This is a genomic window from Ruegeria sp. CE9, assembly GCF_056537425.1.
Genome location: NZ_JBQFRO010000013.1, coordinates 1 through 21,515 on the forward strand (window position 1 = coordinate 1; position 21,515 = coordinate 21,515).

Genomic DNA, 21,515 nt, shown 5'->3' on the forward strand with positions numbered 1-21,515 from the left:
AATGGATACTGAACAGGCATCTCCCAACCCGCAAAATCAACCAACTTACCACCCAACTCAACATGCAAAGAATGGAGTGGCGTGCGTTTTAGTTCGGTCATCAGACTAACCTTTCAATCAGCGGGATTGGTCGCGAACGACGGTCACGGTGCAGTGTGCGTTCCGCACAACACGGGCCAGGTTCGGGCCAATCTCATAATTCGGGAAATCGCCTTTGGTCGATGCCATGACGATCAGATCGAAGCCTTCCTTATGGGCAAGCTTCAGGATTTCGCGGTAGACACTGCCTTCTTCGACATGAATCGTCACGTCGGAGGCGTCGCCATGATCCAGAATGGCCTGAACCGCACCCCGCACATGGTCTTTGGCACCGGCACCATAGTTGGCAGGCAGGTTCGGCAGCTGGATGATCTCAGGAATGACAGCAACGGCGTGCAGTTCAGCACCGTAGAACTTGGCCTGTTCCAGCGCGAGCGGCAGGGCGTTCTTCCACGAGCGGTCGTCGGTGTGATCAATGGGCAGCAGGATTTTCGTGGCCATCACGTCTCTCCTCGAGAAATGGAATTTGGTTTGAAGCCGGGGGGCCGGGATGGCCCCCCGTATTTTCATCCGAGATTATTCGGCAGGTGTGCCGCCCGGTTCTTCGGATTGACCGCCAGAGGCGAAGAACTCTTTCGTCAGTTTGAAGACGATCGGGCTCAGCAGCGCCAGGGCGATCAAGTTCGGAATGGCCATCATCGCGTTAAGCGTATCTGCCAGCAGCCAGATGAAACCCAGATCCGCTGTCGCACCAAAATAGATCATGACGATCCACAAGACGCGGTAGGGGATCAAGGATTTCACGCCCAGCAAGAACTCGACACATTTCTCGCCATAGAAGGACCAACCCAGGATGGTGGTGAAGGCAAAGATCGACAGAGCGATGGCGATCAGATACCCACCGATACCCGGCAGAGACAGCTCGAACGCGTGGCTGGTCAAGGCTGCACCGGATTCACCCGAAGTCCAAGCACCCGAAGCGATGATTGCCAGACCGGTGATCGAGCAGACGATGATGGTATCGATGAACGTACCCAACATCGCGATCAGGCCTTGGTTGACCGGGCCTTTGGTCTCGGCTGCGGCGTGTGCGATCGGGGCGGACCCTAGACCGGCTTCGTTCGAGAAGACACCACGTGCAACACCAAAGCGGATGGCGGCCCAGACGGCGGCACCCGCAAAACCACCTTCGGCGGCCGATGGAGTGAAGGCGTAGGTGAAGACCAGCGACACCGCGTGGCCGATATTACCAATGTTGATCAACAGAACCAGCAGACCGGCGATGATGTAGGCAACGGCCATGAAGGGAACCAGTTTACCGGCAACCGCACCGATGCGAGTGATGCCACCCAGGATCACGGCTGCGGTCAGAACCATCAGGACAACACCGGTGACCGAGGTGTTCAGACCAAAGTTGGCCTCTAGCACCTGTGCAACACCGTTGGCCTGCACGCCGTTCCCGATGCCGAAGGCAGCGATCGCGCCGAACAGGGCGAATGCCACGCCCAGCCAGGCCCATTTCGCGCCGAGGCCGTTTTTGATGTAGTACATCGGGCCGCCGACATAGTTACCCAGCTCGTCTTTCTCACGGTACTTTACCGCGCAGACGGCTTCGGCATATTTGGTGGCCATGCCCACCAGGGCGGTCATCCACATCCAGAACAAGGCGCCCGGACCGCCCAGGAAGACAGCAGTGGCCACACCGGCGATGTTACCTGTACCGATGGTCGCCGACAGCGAGGTCATCAGCGCGTTGAACGGGCTGATCTGCCCATCGCCCTGACCTTCACGGCCTTTGAACAGCAGGCTAAAGCCTGTGCCCACACGCAGGATCGGCATGAATTTCAGCCCCACCTGCAGGAAGAAGCCAACGCCAAGAATGAGAACCAGCATCAGCGGCCCCCACACGACGCCATTGATGGCCCCTACGATTGAATTTAACGCTTCCATGGATTTCCTCCCATTTGCGTTAGAGTTATGCCCTGTTCGCCAAAGCCCGCTGACGGGCTTGCTTGAGGGCGGCAAAGTCTTCGTCCGCATGGAACGACGAACGGGTCAGCGGGGTGGCCGACACGTGCAAAAAGCCCTTGGAACGTGCGATCTGTTCCAGTTGGGCAAATTCTTCCGGCGACCAGAACCGGTCGATCGGGTGATGTTTCGGGGTCGGTTGCAGATATTGACCAACGGTCAGAAAATCGACATTGGCGGCGCGCAGGTCGTCCATAACCTGCCGGACGTCATTCAGGTTTTCACCCAGCCCGACCATCAAGCCGGATTTAGTAAACAGCTCGGGGTTTGCGCGCTTGGCATCGTCCAGTAGCCGCAATGAGGTGTAATAGCGGGCACCCGGGCGTACCGTCGGATAAAGATGCGGCACAGTTTCCAGATTGTGGTTGAATACATCCGGTGCCGCCTCAAATACGATATCTGAGGCAGTGCCTTTGCCCAGGAAATCCGGTGTCAAAACCTCGACCGTTGTACCAGGGTTCTGGTGGCGGACTGCCCGGATGGTCTGTGCGATATGTTCGGCTCCACCATCAGCCAGATCATCGCGATCGACAGAGGTGATCACCACGTGGCGCAGGCCAAGTTTCTTGACTGCTGCGGCCACCCGACCGGGTTCAAACACATCCAGAGCATCCGGACGGCCTGTTGAGACATTGCAGAACGAACAGCCCCGCGTGCAAACCTCGCCCATGATCATCATGGTGGCGTGGCGCTTGGACCAGCATTCGCCGATATTGGGGCAGGCGGCCTCCTCGCAGACGGTTGCCAGACTATGCTCGCGCATGAGGCGGCGGGTTTCGTAGTATTCTGCGCTATCACCCTTTTTCTTGCGAATCCACTTGGGCTTACGCGGGATGACACTGTCGGCCTTTTTGGCTTTCTCCGGGTGGCGGGGGCGAAGCTGGACGGTCATCTGGCTGGTCTCCCTTAGGCGTGGATCGCGCGGCCCAGGGCGTCGAGGCAGGCCTCTTTGACCGCCTCGCCCATCGCCGGGTGCGCATGGCACGTTGCTGCAACTTCGGACACGGTTGCGCCCTTTGTCATCGCCAGAACCAGTTCTGCGATCAGATCGCCGCCATGGGCACCGCAGATATGTGCGCCTAAAATCTTGCCGCTCGGGTCGGCCAGGACTTTGACCGCACCGTCGGTTTCACCGGTCGAGCGTGCGCGCGAGTTCGCCATGAACGCAAATTTCCCGACGGAATACTCAGCCCCGGCTTCTTTCAGTGCTTCTTCGGTCAAACCGACCGAGGCGACCTCGGGGTCGGTGTACACAACGCCGGGGACGGTGTTGTAGTCGACATGACCGGTTTCGCCTGCCAGCATCTCAACACATGCAACACCATCTTCTTCGGCTTTGTGGGCCAGCATCGGTCCGGGAACGCAGTCGCCGATCGCGTAGATGCCGGGAACGGACGTTTGGAACGTGTCATCGACCTCGACGAAGCCGCGCTGATTTACAGCGACGCCAAGCACCTCCAGACCAAGGCCGCGGGTGACAGGGCGACGCCCGACAGCGATCAGAACCTTGTCGGCCTCGATCACTTCTTCCTTGTCCTTGCCGACGCGATCCACGGTCAGGGTTAGCCCAGCATCAGACTTCTCGACCGATTTCAGCGCGCGGCCCAGTTGGAATTTCAAACCGCGTTTGGACAGGGCGCGCTGCGCCAGTTTGGCAATCTCACCATCGATGCCGGGCAGCACCCGATCCAAATACTCGACAACGGTGACCTTGGCACCCAGTCGCGCCCAGACCTGACCCAGTTCCAGACCGATCACACCTGCACCGATAACCACCATATGTTCCGGCACGGATTCCAGCGCAATAGCGCCGGTTGAGCTGAGGATGTCCTGCTCGTCGATCTGGATTCCCGGCAACGAGGTCGGTTCAGACCCGGTTGCGATCAGGATATTTTTGGCCTCGTGGACAACATCTCCGACCTTGACCTGTCCAGCGGCGGGGATGCTGGCCCAACCTTCGATCAGATCGACACCGTTTTTCTTGAACAGAAAGGCAATGCCCTTGGTCAGATCGCCTACGATCTTGTCCTTGCGGCCCATCATTGCGGGTACATCAATGCTGGCCCCCTCGACCGCAATACCGTGGGAGGAGAGATGTGCAAGTTCGGCATACTTAGCCGAGGAGGTCAGCAACGCTTTGGAGGGTATGCACCCCACATTCAGACAGGTTCCGCCAAGAGCACCACGCCCTTCGACGCAGGCAACTTTCAGCCCCAGTTGTGCTGCGCGGATCGCGGCGACATAACCACCCGGACCGCCCCCGATGACAATAAGATCGTAAGTCATTTGGTATTCTTTCAGTAGATCGGGTGGCTTGCGCAGAGGGCGCGGACCTTTTCACGGGTTTCTTTTTCGACAGCCTCGTCCCCATCCGGCGATTGTGCCAGCGCGTCCAGCACATCCCCGATCATGTGGCCGATCTGCTTGAACTCTTCGGGTCCAAAACCACGGCTACACCCGGCGGCCGTGCCAAGACGGATTCCGCTTGTGACGGTTGGTTTCTCGGGGTCACCCGGAACGCTGTTCTTGTTGCAGGTAAATCCTGCACGCTCCAACGCGGCTTCGGCATCTTTGCCGGTTACACCAACGGGCCGCAGATCGACCAGCATCAGATGGTTTTCAGTGCCGCCCGAAACGATGTCGCATCCGCGCGCCATCATCACATTTGCCAAGGCTGCGGCGCTGTCGACAACGCGTTGCATGTATTCTTTGAATTCGGGCTGCAGCGCCTCGCCAAAGGCGACTGCCTTGCCTGCAATCACGTGCATCAGAGGCCCGCCTTGCAGGCCCGGGAACACAGCCGAGTTGATCTTTTTTGCCAGAGCTTCGTCATTGGTCAGAATGATCCCACCGCGCGGGCCGCGCAAGGTCTTGTGGGTGGTGGACGTCACAATATGCGCGTGTCCGATTGGCGAGGGATGTAGGCCGGTTGCAACCAAGCCGGCGATATGAGCCATGTCCGCCAGCAGCCATGCGCCAACCTCGTCGGCAATGGCGCGGAAGCGTGCAAAATCGATCTTTTGCGAATAGGCCGATGCGCCTGCAATGATCAGCTTGGGCTTCTCGGATTTCGCCAGTTCTGCAACCTGATCATAATCGATCAGCCCGGCCTCGGTCAGACCGTACTGGATCGGGCGGAACCATTTGCCGGATTGGGCAGGCTTCGCGCCGTGGGTCAGGTGGCCGCCCGCATCCAGTGACATGCCAAGGATTGTGTCACCGGGGTTAAGCAGCGCCAGCTTGACAGCGCCATTGGCCTGGGCACCCGAATGTGGCTGGACATTTGCATATTCACAGCCAAACAGTTTCTTCAGCCGGTCGATCGCCTCAACCTCGACCTCGTCGACATATTCACACCCACCATAATAGCGCCGACCGGAATAGCCCTCGGCGTATTTGTTTGTCAGTACGGAACCCTGTGCATCGATCACAGCCTTTGAGACGATGTTCTCAGACGCGATCAGCTCAATCTGCTCGGCCTGGCGTTTTCCTTCGCGCGAGATCGACGCAGCGATGACCGGATCAGCCTCGGTAAGCGGTGTTGTGAACATGATCTCCTCCTGTAATCTCGTTTCCAGTGTACGAAATTTTGTTTCCTATAGTGGAATTCTTGCCCTGAAGGCAACAAAAATCTCATCACAGAAATGTTGTTTGGTTGTGGGGAAATCGGTAAGCTTTGATAAAACAAGGAGATACCCATGTCTGACGACAGCCGGAACGAGGGTGCTGGGCCGGAAGAACAGGACGAAGGGGAGGCTTTGGGCCGCTCGATCCGGGATGCGCGTCGCGCAAAAGGCTGGACTTTGGAAGAGGCCGGGCGCGTTGCGGGAATCGGTCGGTCGACTCTTTCAAAGATTGAAAACAACCAGACTCGCCCAAGTTTCGATATTGTCCGACGGCTGACGCAGGCCCTGGACATGAACACACCTCAGCTGTTCTTGCAGTCCGCACAATCCGGAATTTCAGGGCGGCGTGATTTTACGCCCAGTGGCGAAGGTGAGATCAGAAATACGCCGACCTACATGCACGAGTTGTTGTGTTCCGAGCTGACCAGCAAACGAATGCTGCCCTATATCGCCACGATCAAGGCGCGGGACATATCCGAGTATGAGAACTGGATCCGACACACGGGTGAAGAGTTCATGTACGTCATCAGTGGTGAGCTAACCTTCATATCTGAACATTACCGCCCATTGGCTATGAAACCCGGTGACTCGCTGTACTACGATAGTGGTATGGGGCACGGCTGTATTTCTACCAGCAAAGAAGACGCCAAGGTTTTGTGGGTTTCGCTTGAATAACTGGTTGTGCGATGGCTCAGCAGCGTGGAAGACTGAGCAACAAACAACCAGATTGAACGGAAACACCTCATGGACCGGACTATTTTCACGGGGACGATGCCTGCCCTGATGACCCCTTGCAGAGCTGACCGGACACCGGACTTTGATGCCTTGGTTAAAAAGGGGAAAGAAATGATCGAGGCCGGAATGTCCGGCGTCGTCTATTGTGGCTCGATGGGGGATTGGCCGCTTCTGACCGATGCGCAGCGGATGGAGGGCGTTGAACGGCTGGTTGATGCAGGATTGCCTGTGGTTGTCGGCACCGGTGCTATCAACTCGAAATCCGCCGTCGCACATGCCGCACATGCGCAAAAGGTCGGGGCAGCGGGGCTGATGGTTATTCCAAGGGTGCTGTCGCGCGGTTCGTCTGTTGCCGCGCAGGAGAACCACTTCAAAGCGATCCTGTCCGCCGCACCGGACGTACCTGCGATTATCTACAACAGCCCTGTTTATGGTTTCGCCACACGAGCGGATCTGTTCTTTGCGCTGCGCGCCGAGCATCCAAATCTGGTCGGCTTTAAGGAATTCGGTGGAAAAAGCGATCTACGCTATGCCGCCGAGCACATTACATCGCGGGATAATCAGGTCACATTGATGGTTGGTGTCGATACCGAGGTGTATCATGGGTTTGTAAATTGCGGGGCAACTGGGTCGATCACCGGAATTGGGACCGCGCTGCCCAAAGAGGCGTTGTTGCTTGCGGCGCTGTCGAAGAAGGCTGCAGAAGGGCATGCCGAGGCACGGCTGCGCGCACGCGAGCTTGAAGAGGCCTTTACTGTTTTGGCGAGTTTCGACGAAGGCACCGATCTTGTTCTGTACTACAAACATATACTGGTTCTGAATGGCGAGGATGAATACCGCCTGCACTTCAACGAAACTGACGCATTGACCGACGCGCAAAGAAACTACTGCGAGCAACAATATAGCTTGTTCCGATCCTGGTTCGCTGACTGGATACGTCAGGGTGGGGTCATCGCAGAATGCATGTGATTGACAGCCATACCGGCGGAATGCCCACGCGGGTTATTCTGGACGGGGCTCCTGATCTGGGGTCGGGGACACTGGCTGAACGTGCGCAGCAATTGGCGACCACACATGAAGCATTCTATAAATCTGTTCTGTTAGAGCCTCGCGGGCAACCCGGATTGGTCGGCGCGCTGCTTGTTGAGCCGGACAATTCTGACTGTGCAACCGGGGTTATCTACTTTGACGCCGATGCAGTGCTGGGGATGTGTGGCCATGGAACGATTGGCATTGGCGTAACATTGGCGCATCTGGGACGGATTGATGTCGGAACTCATCGGATCGACACACCTGTGGGTGCAGTCACGATCGATCTTCAGGATGCCAATACCGTTCAGGTCACCAATATCGAAAGCCGCCGCGTTCATAAGTCGGTGACTATCGAGACCATTGAATTTGGCCCATTCACCGGTGACGTTGCATATGGCGGCAACTGGTTCTTTATCATCGACCCCAGTCCGATCCCGGTTGAACCTGGAAATATCCGCCATTTGACTGACGTGGCGATTGCAATTCGAGAGGCCTGTATTGCGCAGAGGGTCGGGGGTGAAAACGGCGAGCCCGTTGATCATGTAATCTTTCAGGGTGTGTCGCCGAATGCAGGTGTCCATAGCCGGAATTTCGTACTGTGCCCCGACAACGACTATGACCGCTCACCCTGCGGCACCGGAAGCTCGGCCCGGTTGGCATGTCTTGCGGCCAGCGGGAGATTGTCTGCCGGGGAAGAGATTGTGCAAGAAAGCATCATCGGCAGCTCGTATCGGTTGTCGTTTCAACCGGGGCAGGGTGGGGGCATTATCCCTCAGCTTACCGGTCAGGCGCATATCATGTCCGAGGGCAAGCTTGTCTTTGCGCCAAATGACCCGTTCCGATGGGGTATCGGTCGCTGACACGTAGGACCTTGAGGATGGGCTGGTTTCATGCACCGTGGTTTGAAGATTGTATCAGGTGGGCAAACCGGCGTTGACACGGCCGCGCTGGAATTTGCCCGCGCGCATGGCATCCCTTACGGGGGTTGGGTACCAAAAGGCAGAACCAATGAGGACGGGTTGATCCCTGACTACTTCAGCGGATTGATGGAATCCGATTCCCAAGATGTGGCAGTACGGACCAAGCTCAACGTGATGTCCAGCGACGCCACGCTGATTTTTGTAGATGGGTCAGCCAGCCCCGGTACGCAGAAAACTGTTGTGTTTGCTGTCGAGGCTCAAAAGCCGCATCTGGTGATCAATGTCAGACAAGGGGTTGCCGATTGCGCGCCACAGCTGCGGGCGTGGTTGGATGCAAACTCGATCGCTGTTCTGAATATTGCTGGCCCGCGCGCGTCCGAGGCCCCTGGAATCGGCCTGCGCGTGAGCGAGATATTGAGCGCCTGTCTGGACAGGTTCGTTCAACCCAAATAGTCGCGCAATGCCTGAGGCGGGTTTTCAAAGAGAGACGCTGTTCCTATCGGCGGGTGCGCGGTTTGATCCGCAACCAACACCGTTTGATCGGTTATTCGAAGAGCATCCTGAGGATCGTGGCTGACCATGAGCAGTGTGGTTTTTGTTTCAACGACCAATTCCGCTACCAAGTCCAACATTTCAGCTTTCAGAGCAGGACCCAAAGCGGCAAAGGGTTCATCCAGCAACAAGACCTGACGCCTTTGCACAAGTATTCTGGCCAGCGCTACGCGGCTTTGTTGACCGCCAGACAATTCTGCTGGTTTTCTGCCGCCCATGTCAGGCAAGCCGACACGTTCAAGAGCCGATTGAACGCGTTGCTGATCGTGTCCAGACATCCTTCCATTCGGGCTCAGCCCCAGCGCGACATTCTGCTCGGTGGTCAAGTGAGGAAACAAGTTCCCGTCTTGAAACAGCATTGACAATGGTCGTTTGCCAGGTGGCAAATCCGTCAGGTCATCTTTCTGCCAGAATATTCGACCGCTTCTTACGTCGCGAAACCCGGCGATGGATTCAAGAAGCGTCGATTTACCCGCCCCAGAGGGGCCAATTATCGCAACGCTTGATCCCGATTTGATCTCAAAATCAGCTCTCAGCAGGAAATTGCCGTTTGCGATAGTGCAGTCGTCAAGCTTCAGCATGCCAGCGCCCTCCTCGATCCAAAATCCAGAACGCACCCATTGACAACACCAGCAAAAGCAGCGAGCCGCCTGCCGCTGCTTGCATCTGATAGGCGCCCATCAGGCGATAAATTTGCAGGGGCAACGTTGCGATCTGAGCATCTGCGAACAAGGCGATCACCCCCAGATCACCCATAGACATCGCGGCGGTCAGCCCAGCAGCAAAGCCGATCTGGGCGCGCAATTGCGGAAGTATGACCCGCATGAAAAAGGACCAGTTGTTCATGTTCAGAGAAAGCGCCAAACGCCCGTGCCGCTCTAACGTATTGCGCGTCGCCGGGACCAGAATTCTCAGCGCAAAGGGCAGAGCCATGATTGCATTCACAATTGCGGTTACGGGCAGCGCAAGGCTGGTTGGATTTGCGAGAGGGCGGATCAGGATGAATAGGCCAGTACCGATGACCAGAGGCGAAGCCGCAAGCCCAAGCAGACCGCAAAGCTCTACGATCCCGAAACGACCTGTTGCGATTGTTGTCGCCATGGGCAGAGCGATAAGCAATAGGATTACCGTGCTGGTCGCCGCAACAAAGATGGATATCAGCGCAGAACGAAATACCAATATTGGCATTTCAAACAATCCTAGGACGCCTGAAATCGTGACCGAAGCCAAGGGCAGCAGAAGGAATGCAGCAGCTGTAATGATCCAGAACGCATCCAGCAATGGTGCTCCGCCGTCCCAACGCCGAATAGCGCGATCAAGCCCTGCGCCGAACCCATCCCCGCGCGAAAACCGCAGGGCCGCTAATGCAGCGGCAGCGGTCAGGACCAATTGCACCGCAGACAAAAGAGCCGCGCGCCCAAGGTCAAAGTCATAGGTGAAGGCCTGATAGATCGCGAGTTCGACCGTTGTTGCCCGAGGCCCACCGCCGAGCGTCAGTGCAACGGCAAAGCTGGTCAGGCAAATTGCAAATATCACCGCCAGCACCCCGGGTAAAATACGGCGCAGCATTGGCAGTTCGATCAGCCTGAACATGGCCATACCGTCACACCCCAGTTGCGCCGCGAGCCGAAAGCGCTCGGCCGGGATTTCCTGCCATCCCTGCAGGATCAGGCGCGTTGCCAGTGGCAGGTTGAAGAATACATGGGCCAGAACGACCCCGTGCAGCCCATAGATCTGAATGGGAGGCAGGCCGACAAGGCCCAACACATCAGATATCCATCCCGCACGCCCAAAGACTTGCAGAAGTCCAAGGATTGCAACGATCACGGGCAGGATGAATGGTGCACCCAACAGCGTGATCAGGGCGCGCCTACCAGTGAACCGGCGGCGGGCCAGTGCACGGGCGACCGGGATGGCCAGACCAGCGCTGAAAACTGCAGATAGCGTCGCCTGCAACAAGGTGAAGCGCAATGCGGCCCAATCGGCCGGGCCAAACCCGCCACCCGTTTCGGCGCGCATCGCCACCATGAATAGGGTTCCCAGTATCAGCGCGGCAACGATGGCTGCCGCGCTAACACCGGGTAATGGGTTTATTGGCTGAGTGCGCCCAACCATTCCGAAAGCGCCTGTTCCCGCGCAATTGCGGCTTCGTCCTGCTCAAACAGCAGAGATTTCTGAGGGGTGATGAGCGTCTCAAAACCTTCGGGCAGACCGGCAGATGGTGTTACCGCCGGGTACATCCAATTGGTCGTTGGGATGATCGACTGGAAGGCGTCAGACACCATGAAGTCCATAAACTGGTCTGCCAGCTCGGGCTGATCGGAATTGGCCAGCTTGGCCGCAACTTCGACCTGCATGTAATGGCCTTCATCAAAGGGTGCTGCCGCCTTGCTGACGTCTTCTTCGGCAATCAAGTGATAAGCTGGCGACGTGGTATAGCTGAGAACCATGTCCGCCTCACCCTCAAGGAACAGCCCATAGGATTCAGACCAGCCCTTGGTCACTGTCACGATGTTGTCTGCAAGACCTGCCCAAATCGCGGGGGCTTCGTCGCCATATGCAGCCTTGACCCACAGCAACAGACCCAGACCCGGCGTCGACGAGCGTGGATCCTGAATGATGATCTTGGTGTCGCTATCCGCCAGTTCACGGAAATTGCTGGGCGCAGGAGCACCGGAATTGTGGACAAACGCGAAATACCCCCAGTCATATGGGGCAAATACGGTGTCGGTCCACTCGATCGGCAATGCATAATCTGCAGTGACTGAGTGGGGGGTGAACAGGCCGGTTTCCTTAGCCGCAGACATCAAGTTTGTGTCCAGACCCAACACAATGTCGGCCTCGCTGTTTTCACCTTCAAGCCGAATGCGTGACAGCAACGCCGCGCCGTCTTCGACGCCGACCAGATTCAGGTCGCAGTCACATTGTGCTTCAAAGGCTTCTTCGACCTTCGGGCCTGGGCCCCAGTCCGAGACGAAGCTGTCATAAGTATAAACGGTCAACGTGGGCTTATCGGCTGCCACAGCCGATGTTGCAGTCAGTATTCCCGCAGCAATTGCCAGATGTTTCATATCATCCTCCAATGCGGCGAGAGGGCAAGGATGGATGAAACCTGTACCTTTCCCTCCGCCGGTTCTAGCCGGTTCAGGTTCAACGGGTTTGCCATTTGGCATCTCAGCGCAATCCTTAGCGCACCCCGAGGTAGGGCTGTGATTAGGGGGATAATGGGACGAATTCAACCGAAATCGTTAGGTTTGGTCCTGAAAAGCCATGATCGACTGACCTTCTTGGTCAGGAAGTATCTTTAGGATATATGCGCATATTTGACGCGCATATTATGTATTGCTATTCTTGGGCACATGGAGGCGAATGCAATATGAATGCTCAACCACGCAAACCCACCAATCTATCACTTGATAGCGCTTTGCTCACCGAGGCCAGAGCGCTTAACGTAAATCTTTCTCGCGCTGCCGAGGAAGGGGTTCGTGCCGCTGTTGCTGCGGCGAAGGCTGAGCAGTGGAAGGTTGAAAATGCCGAGGCCCTGCAAAGCTCCAACTCTTATGTAGAAAAGCACGGGTTGCCTTTGGATGGGTTTCGCCAATTCTGATGCCGAAATACGACGTGTTTCCCAATCCTTCGGGTGAAGGTTATCTGCTGGATGTGCAAACAGATCTTCTGAGTGATCTGAATACAAGAGTGGTCGCTCCGCTATTGCCGGCTGCGCACGCTCCACGACCTGCCGCGCGCTTGAACCCCGAATTTTTGATTGATGGGGAGCCTGTAATTATGGTGACGCAGTTCATGGCAGCGGTTCCAGTAGGAGTTCTCAAATCTCCGGTAGGCAATCTGACGGACGAATTTGAAAAGATCACAATCGCCCTTGATATGCTGATGCAAGGGTTCTGAGCGATCAGCATATGGTCAACCCCTTATGAAAAGGGGTCGAAGACGTGCCTCGTATGCTGAAAGTCGAACTCTTTAGACAATCACGGGAGGGTGCCGTCGCGGAGCGTCATAGCGCTGTTGGGCAAACCAGGTCATTGTCGGTTCGATATCACTCTGCGTATTGCCCCCCTGAAGCGTGTAACCCGCGGCAAGCCAGGTGAATCCGTCGTCAGCAACTTCGGCACAATTGGTGTAGTCACCCCATTTCCCAAGGCCAGGCGTATCCGTGCCGCGTCGGGCAAGGGCCAGGCGCCAGATCAGATCAATGTCGTCGTAGGTGCCGACCACATGACTTGGATGCAGGTTTCCTCCACCTGCAAAGACGGACAGACCCACATCACCAACCCTGTTGACCGCGGTAGATGGGTAGGCAAATGCGATTTGGCCGTTCCAGATATCCGGTTCGTCAATCAGCGACATGGTCGCTTCGTCAATGCGCACGGTTCGAATGAAAGGTCGTGGTCGGTTAGCCTGTCGGTTGGCTGCCCACATAAAACCCAACACACCTCGGCCCAGCCATCCGGCGGTAATGCGTGGATCGGTGCGCGACATCCAGTCCCCACCGGCGGTTTGCGCCGAATAGTTGCCCGCAAACCAAGGCGTGACATCAATATCGAACTCATCCACGTCAGGTGAGTTTTCGAGCCATCTGAAAACGCGGATTTGTGAATTGGTGTTGTGGCTGGCGAAATACATCGCACCACGCGCACCTTGCACGCATCTGAGGGAAAAGTTGTCTTCCGTCTCAAAAATGTCGAAGGACAACGATCCTCCAGCCACCAGTTCGTCCAGCGAAATTCGCAGAATGACCGATCTGGTAAACTGATTGGCCCCGGCCGAAAACACATTTGTGCCCGCGTACACGAAGTTCTCAGAAAGCGATACATGGTTGTAGTCAAACCACTCATTGGTCCAGGCCGGATCTAGGCCTGTTGGCGTGAAATCCCAGATATTCCATGTATCGTTGCCAAGCGTGCGGCCTTGCTTGACCGCGATCCTTAGGGTGTTGGTTCCGCCCTGTTCAATATATTGAAGCAGCCAGATCATCAGATCACGGCTTGGGTCATAGATCGTGGTCTGGTCGCAGCAGAATCCGCCATCCGCAGGGGGAAACAACGTAAATGGACTCATATGCGACCAGCTTTGGCCGCCGTCCAGTGACCGGCTGGCATACCAGTTGCCAGTTGCCAGTATCTGGTTTCCGTTATTGCAGACCGTTGGTTCGCCAACGGTCGATGTCTGGCCGTTTGTGTCGAAATCCGTAAGGTTTACTGTATTGAAAATCCTCGGTTGATGGGTCGAGGGCATGGCGGCCTCCGTAATTTATTCATGTCAAAAAATGAAAACAATTGATCAGTAATCCAGTTCAGTTGGGTCTGCTTCGCTGCCCGAGCGACCCGAGTTATCTTCTTCCAGTTCGGGCCCGCCTTTTTTGCGAACCTGAGAAACGCGCTCATCGCGCTCGCTCAGCATTTGCGGGGTCATTAGACCCGAAGCACCGGCCCGCTCTCCCAAGGCAGAATGGGCGGATGGTTGTGGCCGTACTTTGACTGTTCCCTTGCGGGTACTTCGCTTTCCACGTGCTTGATTTGCCATTCAACTCTCCTATCCGTTCGTAAATAAACGCATCCAAATTTGCAGGTCATCAGATGGTGTTGAATGCAATAGACATAGCAGATTTGAGCCGACTCTTCAATTGAAGCGGCCTTTTGAAGATGCTGATAAGTCTGATTTGGTCTCAGCTACTGGGGAACCATTCGCGACAATCGTCCCGATAGCGGGAACAAACAGGCCTGCAGCGAATGATAGATGTCAGGCTTGCCATCAAAGATAGATGTAACAATTTCGCCGCTCTGATCAACTGCAGGGAACCAACCGCCCTTCTGATGGTCTATCAGTGTTTCGTTGGCGTAGGTCCACAGCTTTCTGTACCAGATTTCATCCTCGGGCTTCTTGTCCAAAGCGATCAAAGCGCCGACCGCTCCGATTGCTTCTGAGACGGGCCACCAGAACCGCGATGCGTTGGCGACTTGGCCTCCAAAATCCAGCGTATAGGCCAAGCCACCATCGGGTAGCCACGCGTCTGCAAGAGCCCTCTCAATCAACCAGCGCGACGTTTCGGGTGCTCTCGAGTTGGGTCGGCCCGACAAATCCCAGTGCTGCAATTGAAGCCGGCCAAGCTCGAACGAATGTCCCGGAGTGGTGCCAGCAGGCCGAAACATGGGGTCGCCCGCATAGTCTCGATCAATCCGCCAGTCAGATGTGTAGTGCTCGGGCAACCGCCAGTTTTCGGTAGGTGCAATCCGGCCGATGAAGAAATCCAGGATGCGACCGGCGCGCGAAAGATAGATCTCATCGCCTGTTGCCTCATAGACCGCAAGCAAGGCTTCGACGCCGTGCATATTCGCGTTCATCCCGCGATAGGTGGAAAACGGGGTCCAATCCCGGTTCCATTCGTCACAGAACAAACCGGCCTCGTCGTCCCAGAAATGCTGATCAAGGATGCCTCGGATCTCGGCCAGCAGCTTGTCTGCATCCGGGTGCCCGGCTTGCTTGGCGCTGGAAGCGGCGAGCAAAACAAACACGTGACCATAGGCGAGCTTACGATCGTCCTTGATCTGATCTCCGTCCAATGCCCAGAGATAACCTGCGTGTTCCTTGTCTTTGTGGTGACTTTCTAAATAGACCATACCGTGATCGATGATCCGCTCAGCACCCTGAAATCCCATCAGGTGCCCCAATGCATAGGAATGCACCAGACGCGTTGTTGTGTGCAGTTCTTGAAGCCGATTGGGCAGGGGGCTGCCATCATAGTCGAGAATGAAAAACCCCGGCTCATCTCGGCAGCTTGTGCTGAAGAACTCTAGCTGACGCTGGGCCTGATCTTGCAGCCAAGCGCGGTGTTCTGGCGTATCAAGCCAGAAATCTGCATTGGAATTCGGGCCGGGTGGCAGCAGCTGATTGGTGTTCATCTTCATCGTCTCGCAAGAGGAATCGTTCGGTGCTTACTGGTACACCAACACAGAGTTGCGTCCACCAACGAATGAAGCAACAAGATCGATTGCGACCGGCAAATCCAGACCCCCTCAACGGTAATTACAATCATGACGCCGGGAAAGAGTGCGCGAACACGATGTTAGACTTGCTTGGTTCGGGGCATTGGTTTGGGACTGGCGGATGCCATGACACATGCTCCTTCGCTTCATGAAAGTGGTTTGCCTGCACTATGTGGCAGACGCGCTGCCGAGCCTAGGGTTCACGCGATTGCAGGATGGTGACAGCGATGATCTGGGTTACGTCTTCGGCGCTGCATCCGCGCGACAAGTCGTTTGCCGGTCTGGCAAGGCCTTGCAGAACAGGGCCGATTGCCAGGTATCCGCCCAGCCGCTCAGTCATCTTGTAGCCGATATTACCGGCATCCAGATTCGGGAAGATTTTGACATTCGACTGACCCGCAACAGAAGAACCAGGCGATTTGCGTTCGCCAATTGCAGGGACAAAAGCGGCATCAAATTGTAACTCTCCATCCACATGCAGTTCCGGATGCTTGGAGCGAAGGATTTCCGTCGCATTGACCACTTTGTCCACTGCAGGGTGTCGCGCGCTGCCTTTGGTCGAAAAGCTTAGCATTGCGATCTTCGGCTCTGCCTGCAGTAATGCACGCGCCGAAATCGCGGATGCGGCGGCGATGTTGGCCAGCTCTTCCGAGGTTGGATCAATCACCAAACCGCAGTCAGAATAGAGCATGGCGCGCGCGCCCTCGGGTGCGGTCTCGGGCGGATACATCAGGAAGAACGACGATACCATTCCTGCATCAGGCTTCATCCCAATGACCTGAATGGCCGTTCTGACCACATCGCCTGTGGTATGGACTGCCCCGCCAACGGTTCCAATCGCATGTCCCAACCGTACCAGCATCGCTGCGTAGACCAGCGGAGTTTCTGCGGCTTTGCGGGCCTTGGCTTCATCCACACCCTTGTGTTCGCGCAGTGTATGATACTCGGCGGCAAACGTATCGGTCAGATCCGACTGCGCAGGGTCATGAATGGCTATCCCGTCCCCGGCTGTTCCGCCTTCTGCCTGCAGTACGGCCTCAACCTCGGCCTCAGGCCCGACGAGGATAATGTCGGCCAATCCTGCCTTGCGGGCGGCCAGACCTCCGGCTACGACGCGCGGATCGGTGCCTTCGCTCAAAGCGACAACAGGGCGGGTTTCCGAGGCGCTGGCTGCCAACAACTCAATCGGTGTTTTTGTCATGCGTCTCGGTTCCTGAACGGCTGTTACACGGTATCAGAACAGGCCACGCTGAGTTTGACGGAGCGTCGTGTTGGTGCTGTCCCGATTTGATTTCTTGATTGCTTGGTTCCAGGTCACCGTCAAGCTATCGCCGATAGGTCCAGATGTGTCATCTGGCTATAGACGGCTGCTGTTCTGGACTTAGTGGCCTTCGGTCAGAATCTTGGTGGGTTCAGTCCAGCCTGAAACCAGTTGATGAACGTGACGATTGAAAAAACCGGCAAACCCGTTGCCTTTTGAATATCCGCTGCGTAAGGACACATATTCGTGCACTCCAGAACGATCGCGCCAAGTTCCGGGTTGCTTGACTGCAACGCCAGTGCCGCTTCGACATTGTCAGCGCGGGCTTTGTCCACATCCAGCGTTAATGCGTTTCCAAGGATGGCGGTCGTGAATTCGCTGCCGCCCTCGGTGCTTCCGATCGGAGTGCCTTCGGGGACGCGTGCCTTTCGCAGGTGCTGGTCGGTGAGAGTTGATGCAGAGATGGTGAGAATTCCGGCTCGTTTTCCGGCGGGAAGAATCCGATTAACCATATCGACCTGCATCATCGAAGATGTCGCAACCGGAACCGGTACTGCCTCGGCCAGCTCGTCCTGAAATAGAGAGAGAAAGCCGCAATTGGTGGTGATCCCATCCACACCGTCTTTGACAAGTTCCCGCGCGGCATCAATGAACGCGCCAAGCATCCCTGCGGCGCCTTGGCGAACCACAAGATTGGGCGAGGCATCACGAACGATGCGATAGAGCACGGGATATGGCCAAGTCTGTGCGTTGCCCATATCGCCGGGAATACGTGGAAACTGTGCGTCCAGCATCAGGATGCCGACAGACGCGCCATAAATGGATTTTCCGCCTTGCGCGATCATGGCTGTGCCTCCTGAATGATCCTGGTCGAGATATCGTCGGACCCATCCATATAAATGCTGGATATCCCATGACGCACTGCGTCCTGCACCTGATCCATCCGCTTGTTGATATGCGCGCCCAAGACCTGCGCAGCCTCATCCGCGTCGCGGTTCATCAAGGCCTGCATGACACGCTTATGTTCGTCTTTTGAGCGTTGAACCCGGTCAAGGCTCATTGAGATCCAGCGGATATAGCGAATACGCTCATTGATCCGTGTCAGGGTCTGCAAAAGCTCTTTGTTGCCGGAGAGTTTGGCAATACCCAGATGGAAGGCCTCGTCTCGGGCCACGGCCTCTTCAACTGTTAACCCGGTGATTTCGATACCAGTCGCGTACAGTTCGTCATGCAGAGTTTGCAGTTGTTCCGACGAGGCTTTGGTGCATGCCGCGCGGACGGCGGCTGTTTCGATAATTTGACGAAGCTCAAACAGGTCGAACACGCTTTGAGCGTCCAGTGGGCGGCAAAAGAAACCCTGTCCAGGACGGAAATCGAACAATCGCTCCGCAACCAGCCGGTTCAGCGCTTCGCGCAATGGGGTGCGGCTGACTCCCAAGTCCTTTGACAGAGCTACCTCGTTCAATCGATCACCGGGACGCAGACGGAATGAAACCGCCATCGCCTTCAACTGATCATAGATGTCATCAACGCGTGGACCCGCCATTGGTGCCGCCTTTGGTTCGTTGATTCACAGGTGCCACAGGCTAGGCTTGAAATCAATATACAAAACTGTATACAGCTCTGTGTGCAATTATAAGCAAAGGAATCGCAGACCATGACGGGAACGAATTACCTGACCGGAGCTGAGGCCATGGTGCGTATGCTTGAGGCGCATGGCGTGAAGCACATGTTTGGCCTTTGCGGAGACACAACTCTGCCATTCTATGACGCTCTGTCGCGCATGGATCACGGCATTCAGCATATTCTGACCCGGGATGAGCGTCATGCAGCCTACATGGCAGATGGCTACGCCCGGGTCACCGGCAAGCCGGGTGTCTGCGAAGGCCCGTCTGGGGGCGGTGCGACTTATATTCTGCCCGGTGTGGTCGAAGCCAACGAAAGCTCGGTCCCTATCTTGGCGATCACCTCAGATGTGGCAACAACCAGCCGGGGGAAATACCCGCTGACCGAACTGGACCAACCCGCGCTGTTCAAGCCTTTGGCCAAGTGGAATGCGTCACTGGACGATGCGACGCGATTGCCCGCCATGGTGCGCGCGGCGTTCCGCGCGATGACGACTGGAACGCCCGGGGCAACACATCTGGCCCTGCCATTTGACACGCAGAAAGCGCAGGTGGACGAGGCCGAGATTTGGGCGGATGCGCGGCACCGCAGCTACCCGGCGGAACGCGCAGGCCCCGATCTCGACGCGATCGAGGCGGCGGCAGAGATATTGTCTAAATCGAAATCCGCAGTTGCTGTTTGCGGCGGAGGCCCGGTCCTGTCAGGAGCCAGCGAGGCGCTGCGCCGGGTTGCAAACCTGTTAGATATGCCAGTCGCCACTACGGTGTCGGGGCAGGGGTCCATTGCCGAGACCGACCCACTGGCCCTAGGGGTCGTAGGATCAAATGGCGGTATACCTGCAACCCGTGCAGTGGTGGATGCAGCAGATGTTGTTCTGTTCATCGGGTGCCGCGCGGGTTCGGTCACGACCGAGCGTTGGAGAAGCCCCGCGCGCAATGCCACGATTATTCACATCGACAGCGATCCAATGGTGATTGGAGCCAACTATCAGACGGAAGTTGCAATATGTGCCGACGCCCGTCTGGCGCTGGAAGCACTTGCAGATGCGCTTGCAGCGCGGCAGGACCTTCCGCAATTGGGTGGTGCGGCCAAAGCCAGCGCAGCATGGGCGGCCAAAATGGCTGCATTCAAGCCACTTGCCGCAAGCCGAGAAACGCCAATCCGACCCGAAGCCGTTATGGCCGCGCTTATGGATATCTTGGATGATGACGCAATTGTTGTCGCTGATCCAGGCACGCCGTGCCCCTATTTCAGCGCGCATTACCGCTGGCAGAAACCGGGGCGGCATTTCATCACCAACCGGGCGCATGGGGCGCTGGGCTATTCTTTGGGTGCAGCTATGGGTGCGCATGTGGGGCTTCCTTCGGTCAAGACGCTGTCTGTTATGGGCGACGGCTCGTTTGGATTTACCTGCGGTGAGTTTGAAACCATGGTTCGGCACAACATGCCGATCACATCGATTGTGTTCTCGAATTCGGTCTTTGGCTGGATCAAGGCCGGTCAGGATGCAGGGTTTGGTCAGCGGTATTACAATGTCGATTTCAACCGCACCGACCACGCGGCCGTCGCAAGCGCCTTTGGTGTGAAATCATGGACCGTCAAAGACCCCGAGGACCTGCCGAAGGTGCTGAAGCAGGCGATTGAGCATGATGGCCCGACGCTGGTCGACATCCATTCACAACAGCTTCACGAGGCTGCGGCTCCGGTTTCGGAATGGGTTGCGTAGGATGCGATTGAGGGGGCCAACTGGGCCAGAAAATCTTGCGCAATCGCGGACAGGGGGCGCCCCTTGGCGGTGATGATTGCGAGGTCCAGCATGACTGCCGGTCGGAACGGGCGGGTTTGATACCCGCTTTCTCCGTCGAAGGTCACGGTGAAGGGGTCGATCATCGCGACCCCCATGCCCTGCTTGACGAAGCTCAGCAGGTTTTCTGACAGATGGGTGTGAATCTGGGTCCGCCATGTGCGCCCCGCAGTCTGGAAGATGTCCCGTGTGCGCCTGTGCGTCTGGTGTTCGGGGCCCATCACGATGAACGGTTCGTTTTCGAGGATTTCGGGCGTAAGCACCTCATATTCTGCCAGCGGGCTGTTTTCCGGAAAGGTTGCGAGCGTTTCGAATTGAAAGACCTCATAGTTCAGTGTGTCGTGTAGGATCGGCATTTCCACGATGCCGATCTCAAACAGGCCAGAAATCACCCACTCTTGAATCTTGGATGAATACTGCGATTGAAAACTGACCGAGAGGTTCGGGCGGCGTTTTGCAAAACGCGCAATCTCACGCGGCATGAAGCCGAAAGATAGCAGATGCGGAGCGGCGACCTGTAGTTGGCCCGGATGCTTGTTCTGCAGATCCGTGACAGCCTGCGCCACATGATCCAGCCCGCGCACGACTGTATCAACCTCGCGATATAAAAGCTCAGCCTCTGGGGTTGGCAGCAACCGACCTTTGTTGCGTTCAAATAACGGCAAACGCGCTTCGCGTTCCAGCTGCGCAAGAAGGTTGCTAATCCCCGGTTGCGATACTCCAAGCACCGATGCCGCGCCTGTTACGGTGCCGGTTTCCATGATGGCGTGAAAAGCCTGAAGCTGACGAAAGCGCAGAGACATCGTTTATACTATCATTTTTTCTGATGACCTCCCGAGAACATAGTATTTGAAATGATAACCCGGTCAAGGCAGGCTTTTGCCATTGGCA

General features: G+C 56.5%; 22 protein-coding genes and 1 riboswitch. Of the genes, 7 read left to right on the forward strand and 15 right to left on the reverse strand.

Annotated features, from left to right (window positions below; genetic code table 11):
* Positions 1-117 precede the first annotated feature (117 nt).
* From ACR0B3_RS19885 to glyA, 5 genes are all read right to left on the reverse strand, one after another.
* Positions 118-540 carry a universal stress protein gene (locus tag ACR0B3_RS19885; protein WP_170727965.1) on the reverse strand — a complete coding sequence of 141 codons (423 nt, stop codon included), beginning with the start codon at positions 538-540 and terminating at the stop codon, positions 118-120.
* Between the two features lie 75 nt (positions 541-615).
* Complete coding sequence (locus tag ACR0B3_RS19890) at positions 616-1,989, reverse strand: alanine/glycine:cation symporter family protein (protein ID WP_170685776.1); 1,374 nt, start codon at positions 1,987-1,989, stop codon at positions 616-618.
* 25 nt (positions 1,990-2,014) lie between these two features.
* The gene (lipA, locus tag ACR0B3_RS19895) at positions 2,015-2,959 is read right to left on the reverse strand and encodes a lipoyl synthase (protein ID WP_480810553.1); all 945 of its coding nucleotides are present in this window, start codon (positions 2,957-2,959) and stop codon (positions 2,015-2,017) included.
* A 14-nt stretch (positions 2,960-2,973) separates the two neighbouring features.
* Positions 2,974-4,353 carry a dihydrolipoyl dehydrogenase gene (gene lpdA / locus ACR0B3_RS19900; protein WP_480810554.1) on the reverse strand — a complete coding sequence of 460 codons (1,380 nt, stop codon included), beginning with the start codon at positions 4,351-4,353 and terminating at the stop codon, positions 2,974-2,976.
* A gap of 11 nt (positions 4,354-4,364) precedes the next feature.
* Positions 4,365-5,618, reverse strand: a complete 1,254-nt coding sequence (glyA, locus tag ACR0B3_RS19905) for a serine hydroxymethyltransferase (RefSeq protein ID WP_480810555.1) — start codon at positions 5,616-5,618, stop codon at positions 4,365-4,367.
* A 147-nt stretch (positions 5,619-5,765) separates the two neighbouring features.
* Between glyA and ACR0B3_RS19910 the strand changes: the two genes are divergently transcribed.
* From ACR0B3_RS19910 to ACR0B3_RS19925, 4 genes are all read left to right on the forward strand, one after another.
* Positions 5,766-6,368, forward strand: a complete 603-nt coding sequence (locus tag ACR0B3_RS19910; RefSeq protein WP_480810556.1) for a helix-turn-helix domain-containing protein — start codon at positions 5,766-5,768, stop codon at positions 6,366-6,368.
* A 69-nt stretch (positions 6,369-6,437) separates the two neighbouring features.
* Positions 6,438-7,397 carry a dihydrodipicolinate synthase family protein gene (locus tag ACR0B3_RS19915; RefSeq protein ID WP_480810557.1) on the forward strand — a complete coding sequence of 320 codons (960 nt, stop codon included), beginning with the start codon at positions 6,438-6,440 and terminating at the stop codon, positions 7,395-7,397.
* Positions 7,388-8,320, forward strand: a complete 933-nt coding sequence (locus ACR0B3_RS19920; RefSeq protein ID WP_480810558.1) for a 4-hydroxyproline epimerase — start codon at positions 7,388-7,390, stop codon at positions 8,318-8,320. Before ACR0B3_RS19915 ends, ACR0B3_RS19920 begins: the two co-directional genes overlap by 10 nt.
* 30 nt (positions 8,321-8,350) lie before the next feature.
* Positions 8,351-8,833, forward strand: a complete 483-nt coding sequence (locus tag ACR0B3_RS19925; protein WP_480810559.1) for a putative molybdenum carrier protein — start codon at positions 8,351-8,353, stop codon at positions 8,831-8,833.
* Here ACR0B3_RS19925 and ACR0B3_RS19930 read toward each other — a convergent pair.
* From ACR0B3_RS19930 to thiB, 3 genes are read right to left on the reverse strand one after another with little or no spacing between them, the layout of a single operon-like run.
* A complete protein-coding gene (locus ACR0B3_RS19930; protein ID WP_480810560.1) occupies positions 8,821-9,513 on the reverse strand; it encodes a thiamine ABC transporter ATP-binding protein in 693 nt (230 codons plus the stop codon). The two genes, ACR0B3_RS19925 and ACR0B3_RS19930, sit on opposite strands and share 13 nt — an antisense overlap.
* Entirely contained in the window at positions 9,500-11,047 is a 1,548-nt protein-coding gene (locus ACR0B3_RS19935) for a thiamine/thiamine pyrophosphate ABC transporter permease ThiP (protein WP_480810561.1), read from the reverse strand. The genes ACR0B3_RS19930 and ACR0B3_RS19935 overlap by 14 nt, the downstream gene beginning before the upstream one ends.
* Positions 11,023-12,003 (reverse strand): thiamine ABC transporter substrate binding subunit, encoded by a 981-nt coding sequence (thiB, locus tag ACR0B3_RS19940; protein WP_480810562.1) that lies wholly within the window; start codon positions 12,001-12,003, stop codon positions 11,023-11,025. Before thiB ends, ACR0B3_RS19935 begins: the two co-directional genes overlap by 25 nt.
* A 32-nt stretch (positions 12,004-12,035) precedes the next feature.
* Positions 12,036-12,141: riboswitch (TPP riboswitch) on the reverse strand.
* A 167-nt stretch (positions 12,142-12,308) separates the two neighbouring features.
* On the opposite strand from thiB, the gene ACR0B3_RS19945 reads away from it, so the two are divergent.
* Both ACR0B3_RS19945 and ACR0B3_RS19950 read left to right on the forward strand, forming a co-directional pair.
* Positions 12,309-12,539 (forward strand): type II toxin-antitoxin system CcdA family antitoxin, encoded by a 231-nt coding sequence (locus tag ACR0B3_RS19945; RefSeq protein WP_170760059.1) that lies wholly within the window; start codon positions 12,309-12,311, stop codon positions 12,537-12,539.
* Positions 12,539-12,838, forward strand: coding sequence for a CcdB family protein (locus ACR0B3_RS19950; RefSeq protein ID WP_170685766.1), 300 nt, complete (start codon positions 12,539-12,541; stop codon positions 12,836-12,838). The genes ACR0B3_RS19945 and ACR0B3_RS19950 overlap by 1 nt, the downstream gene beginning before the upstream one ends.
* 72 nt (positions 12,839-12,910) lie before the next feature.
* Here the strand turns inward: ACR0B3_RS19950 and ACR0B3_RS19955 are convergent, their stop codons facing one another.
* From ACR0B3_RS19955 to ACR0B3_RS19980, 6 genes are all read right to left on the reverse strand, one after another.
* Complete coding sequence (locus tag ACR0B3_RS19955) at positions 12,911-14,185, reverse strand: hypothetical protein (protein WP_480810563.1); 1,275 nt, start codon at positions 14,183-14,185, stop codon at positions 12,911-12,913.
* A 45-nt stretch (positions 14,186-14,230) separates the two neighbouring features.
* Positions 14,231-14,473 carry a hypothetical protein gene (locus ACR0B3_RS19960; RefSeq protein WP_170727979.1) on the reverse strand — a complete coding sequence of 81 codons (243 nt, stop codon included), beginning with the start codon at positions 14,471-14,473 and terminating at the stop codon, positions 14,231-14,233.
* Positions 14,474-14,619: 146 nt separating this feature from the next.
* The gene (locus tag ACR0B3_RS19965) at positions 14,620-15,849 is read right to left on the reverse strand and encodes an AGE family epimerase/isomerase (RefSeq protein ID WP_480810564.1); all 1,230 of its coding nucleotides are present in this window, start codon (positions 15,847-15,849) and stop codon (positions 14,620-14,622) included.
* Between the two features lie 277 nt (positions 15,850-16,126).
* Entirely contained in the window at positions 16,127-17,134 is a 1,008-nt protein-coding gene (pta, locus tag ACR0B3_RS19970) for a phosphate acetyltransferase (RefSeq protein ID WP_480810565.1), read from the reverse strand.
* Positions 17,135-17,328: 194 nt separating this feature from the next.
* Positions 17,329-18,039 carry an aspartate/glutamate racemase family protein gene (locus ACR0B3_RS19975; RefSeq protein ID WP_480810566.1) on the reverse strand — a complete coding sequence of 237 codons (711 nt, stop codon included), beginning with the start codon at positions 18,037-18,039 and terminating at the stop codon, positions 17,329-17,331.
* Positions 18,036-18,740 carry a GntR family transcriptional regulator gene (locus ACR0B3_RS19980; protein WP_480810567.1) on the reverse strand — a complete coding sequence of 235 codons (705 nt, stop codon included), beginning with the start codon at positions 18,738-18,740 and terminating at the stop codon, positions 18,036-18,038. Before ACR0B3_RS19980 ends, ACR0B3_RS19975 begins: the two co-directional genes overlap by 4 nt.
* 111 nt (positions 18,741-18,851) lie before the next feature.
* Here ACR0B3_RS19980 and ACR0B3_RS19985 point away from each other — a divergent pair, with 111 nt between their 5' ends.
* Positions 18,852-20,546 (forward strand): thiamine pyrophosphate-binding protein, encoded by a 1,695-nt coding sequence (locus ACR0B3_RS19985; RefSeq protein ID WP_480810568.1) that lies wholly within the window; start codon positions 18,852-18,854, stop codon positions 20,544-20,546.
* Here ACR0B3_RS19985 and ACR0B3_RS19990 read toward each other — a convergent pair.
* Entirely contained in the window at positions 20,507-21,427 is a 921-nt protein-coding gene (locus ACR0B3_RS19990; protein ID WP_480810569.1) for a LysR family transcriptional regulator, read from the reverse strand. The genes ACR0B3_RS19985 and ACR0B3_RS19990 overlap by 40 nt on opposite strands.
* Positions 21,428-21,515: the final 88 nt, after the last annotated feature.

Excerpts from the sequence above, each read along its gene's own strand:
- pta (WP_480810565.1), bottom strand. The coding sequence starts at position 17,134 with ATGACAAAAACACCGATTGAGTTGTTGGCAGCCAGCGCCTCGGAAACC.
- ACR0B3_RS19920 (WP_480810558.1), top strand. The coding sequence starts at position 7,388 with ATGCATGTGATTGACAGCCATACCGGCGGAATGCCCACGCGGGTTATT.
- ACR0B3_RS19910 (WP_480810556.1), top strand. The coding sequence starts at position 5,766 with ATGTCTGACGACAGCCGGAACGAGGGTGCTGGGCCGGAAGAACAGGAC.
- thiB (WP_480810562.1), bottom strand. The coding sequence starts at position 12,003 with ATGAAACATCTGGCAATTGCTGCGGGAATACTGACTGCAACATCGGCT.
- ACR0B3_RS19930 (WP_480810560.1), bottom strand. The coding sequence starts at position 9,513 with ATGCTGAAGCTTGACGACTGCACTATCGCAAACGGCAATTTCCTGCTG.
- ACR0B3_RS19915 (WP_480810557.1), top strand. The coding sequence starts at position 6,438 with ATGGACCGGACTATTTTCACGGGGACGATGCCTGCCCTGATGACCCCT.
- ACR0B3_RS19955 (WP_480810563.1), bottom strand. The coding sequence starts at position 14,185 with ATGCCCTCGACCCATCAACCGAGGATTTTCAATACAGTAAACCTTACG.
- ACR0B3_RS19990 (WP_480810569.1), bottom strand. The coding sequence starts at position 21,427 with ATGTCTCTGCGCTTTCGTCAGCTTCAGGCTTTTCACGCCATCATGGAA.
- ACR0B3_RS19965 (WP_480810564.1), bottom strand. The coding sequence starts at position 15,849 with ATGAACACCAATCAGCTGCTGCCACCCGGCCCGAATTCCAATGCAGAT.
- ACR0B3_RS19975 (WP_480810566.1), bottom strand. The coding sequence starts at position 18,039 with ATGATCGCGCAAGGCGGAAAATCCATTTATGGCGCGTCTGTCGGCATC.
- ACR0B3_RS19985 (WP_480810568.1), top strand. The coding sequence starts at position 18,852 with ATGACGGGAACGAATTACCTGACCGGAGCTGAGGCCATGGTGCGTATG.
- ACR0B3_RS19945 (WP_170760059.1), top strand. The coding sequence starts at position 12,309 with ATGAATGCTCAACCACGCAAACCCACCAATCTATCACTTGATAGCGCT.
- ACR0B3_RS19925 (WP_480810559.1), top strand. The coding sequence starts at position 8,351 with ATGCACCGTGGTTTGAAGATTGTATCAGGTGGGCAAACCGGCGTTGAC.
- ACR0B3_RS19885 (WP_170727965.1), bottom strand. The coding sequence starts at position 540 with ATGGCCACGAAAATCCTGCTGCCCATTGATCACACCGACGACCGCTCG.
- lpdA (WP_480810554.1), bottom strand. The coding sequence starts at position 4,353 with ATGACTTACGATCTTATTGTCATCGGGGGCGGTCCGGGTGGTTATGTC.
- lipA (WP_480810553.1), bottom strand. The coding sequence starts at position 2,959 with ATGACCGTCCAGCTTCGCCCCCGCCACCCGGAGAAAGCCAAAAAGGCC.
- ACR0B3_RS19950 (WP_170685766.1), top strand. The coding sequence starts at position 12,539 with ATGCCGAAATACGACGTGTTTCCCAATCCTTCGGGTGAAGGTTATCTG.
- ACR0B3_RS19980 (WP_480810567.1), bottom strand. The coding sequence starts at position 18,740 with ATGGCGGGTCCACGCGTTGATGACATCTATGATCAGTTGAAGGCGATG.
- ACR0B3_RS19960 (WP_170727979.1), bottom strand. The coding sequence starts at position 14,473 with ATGGCAAATCAAGCACGTGGAAAGCGAAGTACCCGCAAGGGAACAGTC.
- ACR0B3_RS19935 (WP_480810561.1), bottom strand. The coding sequence starts at position 11,047 with ATGGTTGGGCGCACTCAGCCAATAAACCCATTACCCGGTGTTAGCGCG.
- ACR0B3_RS19890 (WP_170685776.1), bottom strand. The coding sequence starts at position 1,989 with ATGGAAGCGTTAAATTCAATCGTAGGGGCCATCAATGGCGTCGTGTGG.
- glyA (WP_480810555.1), bottom strand. The coding sequence starts at position 5,618 with ATGTTCACAACACCGCTTACCGAGGCTGATCCGGTCATCGCTGCGTCG.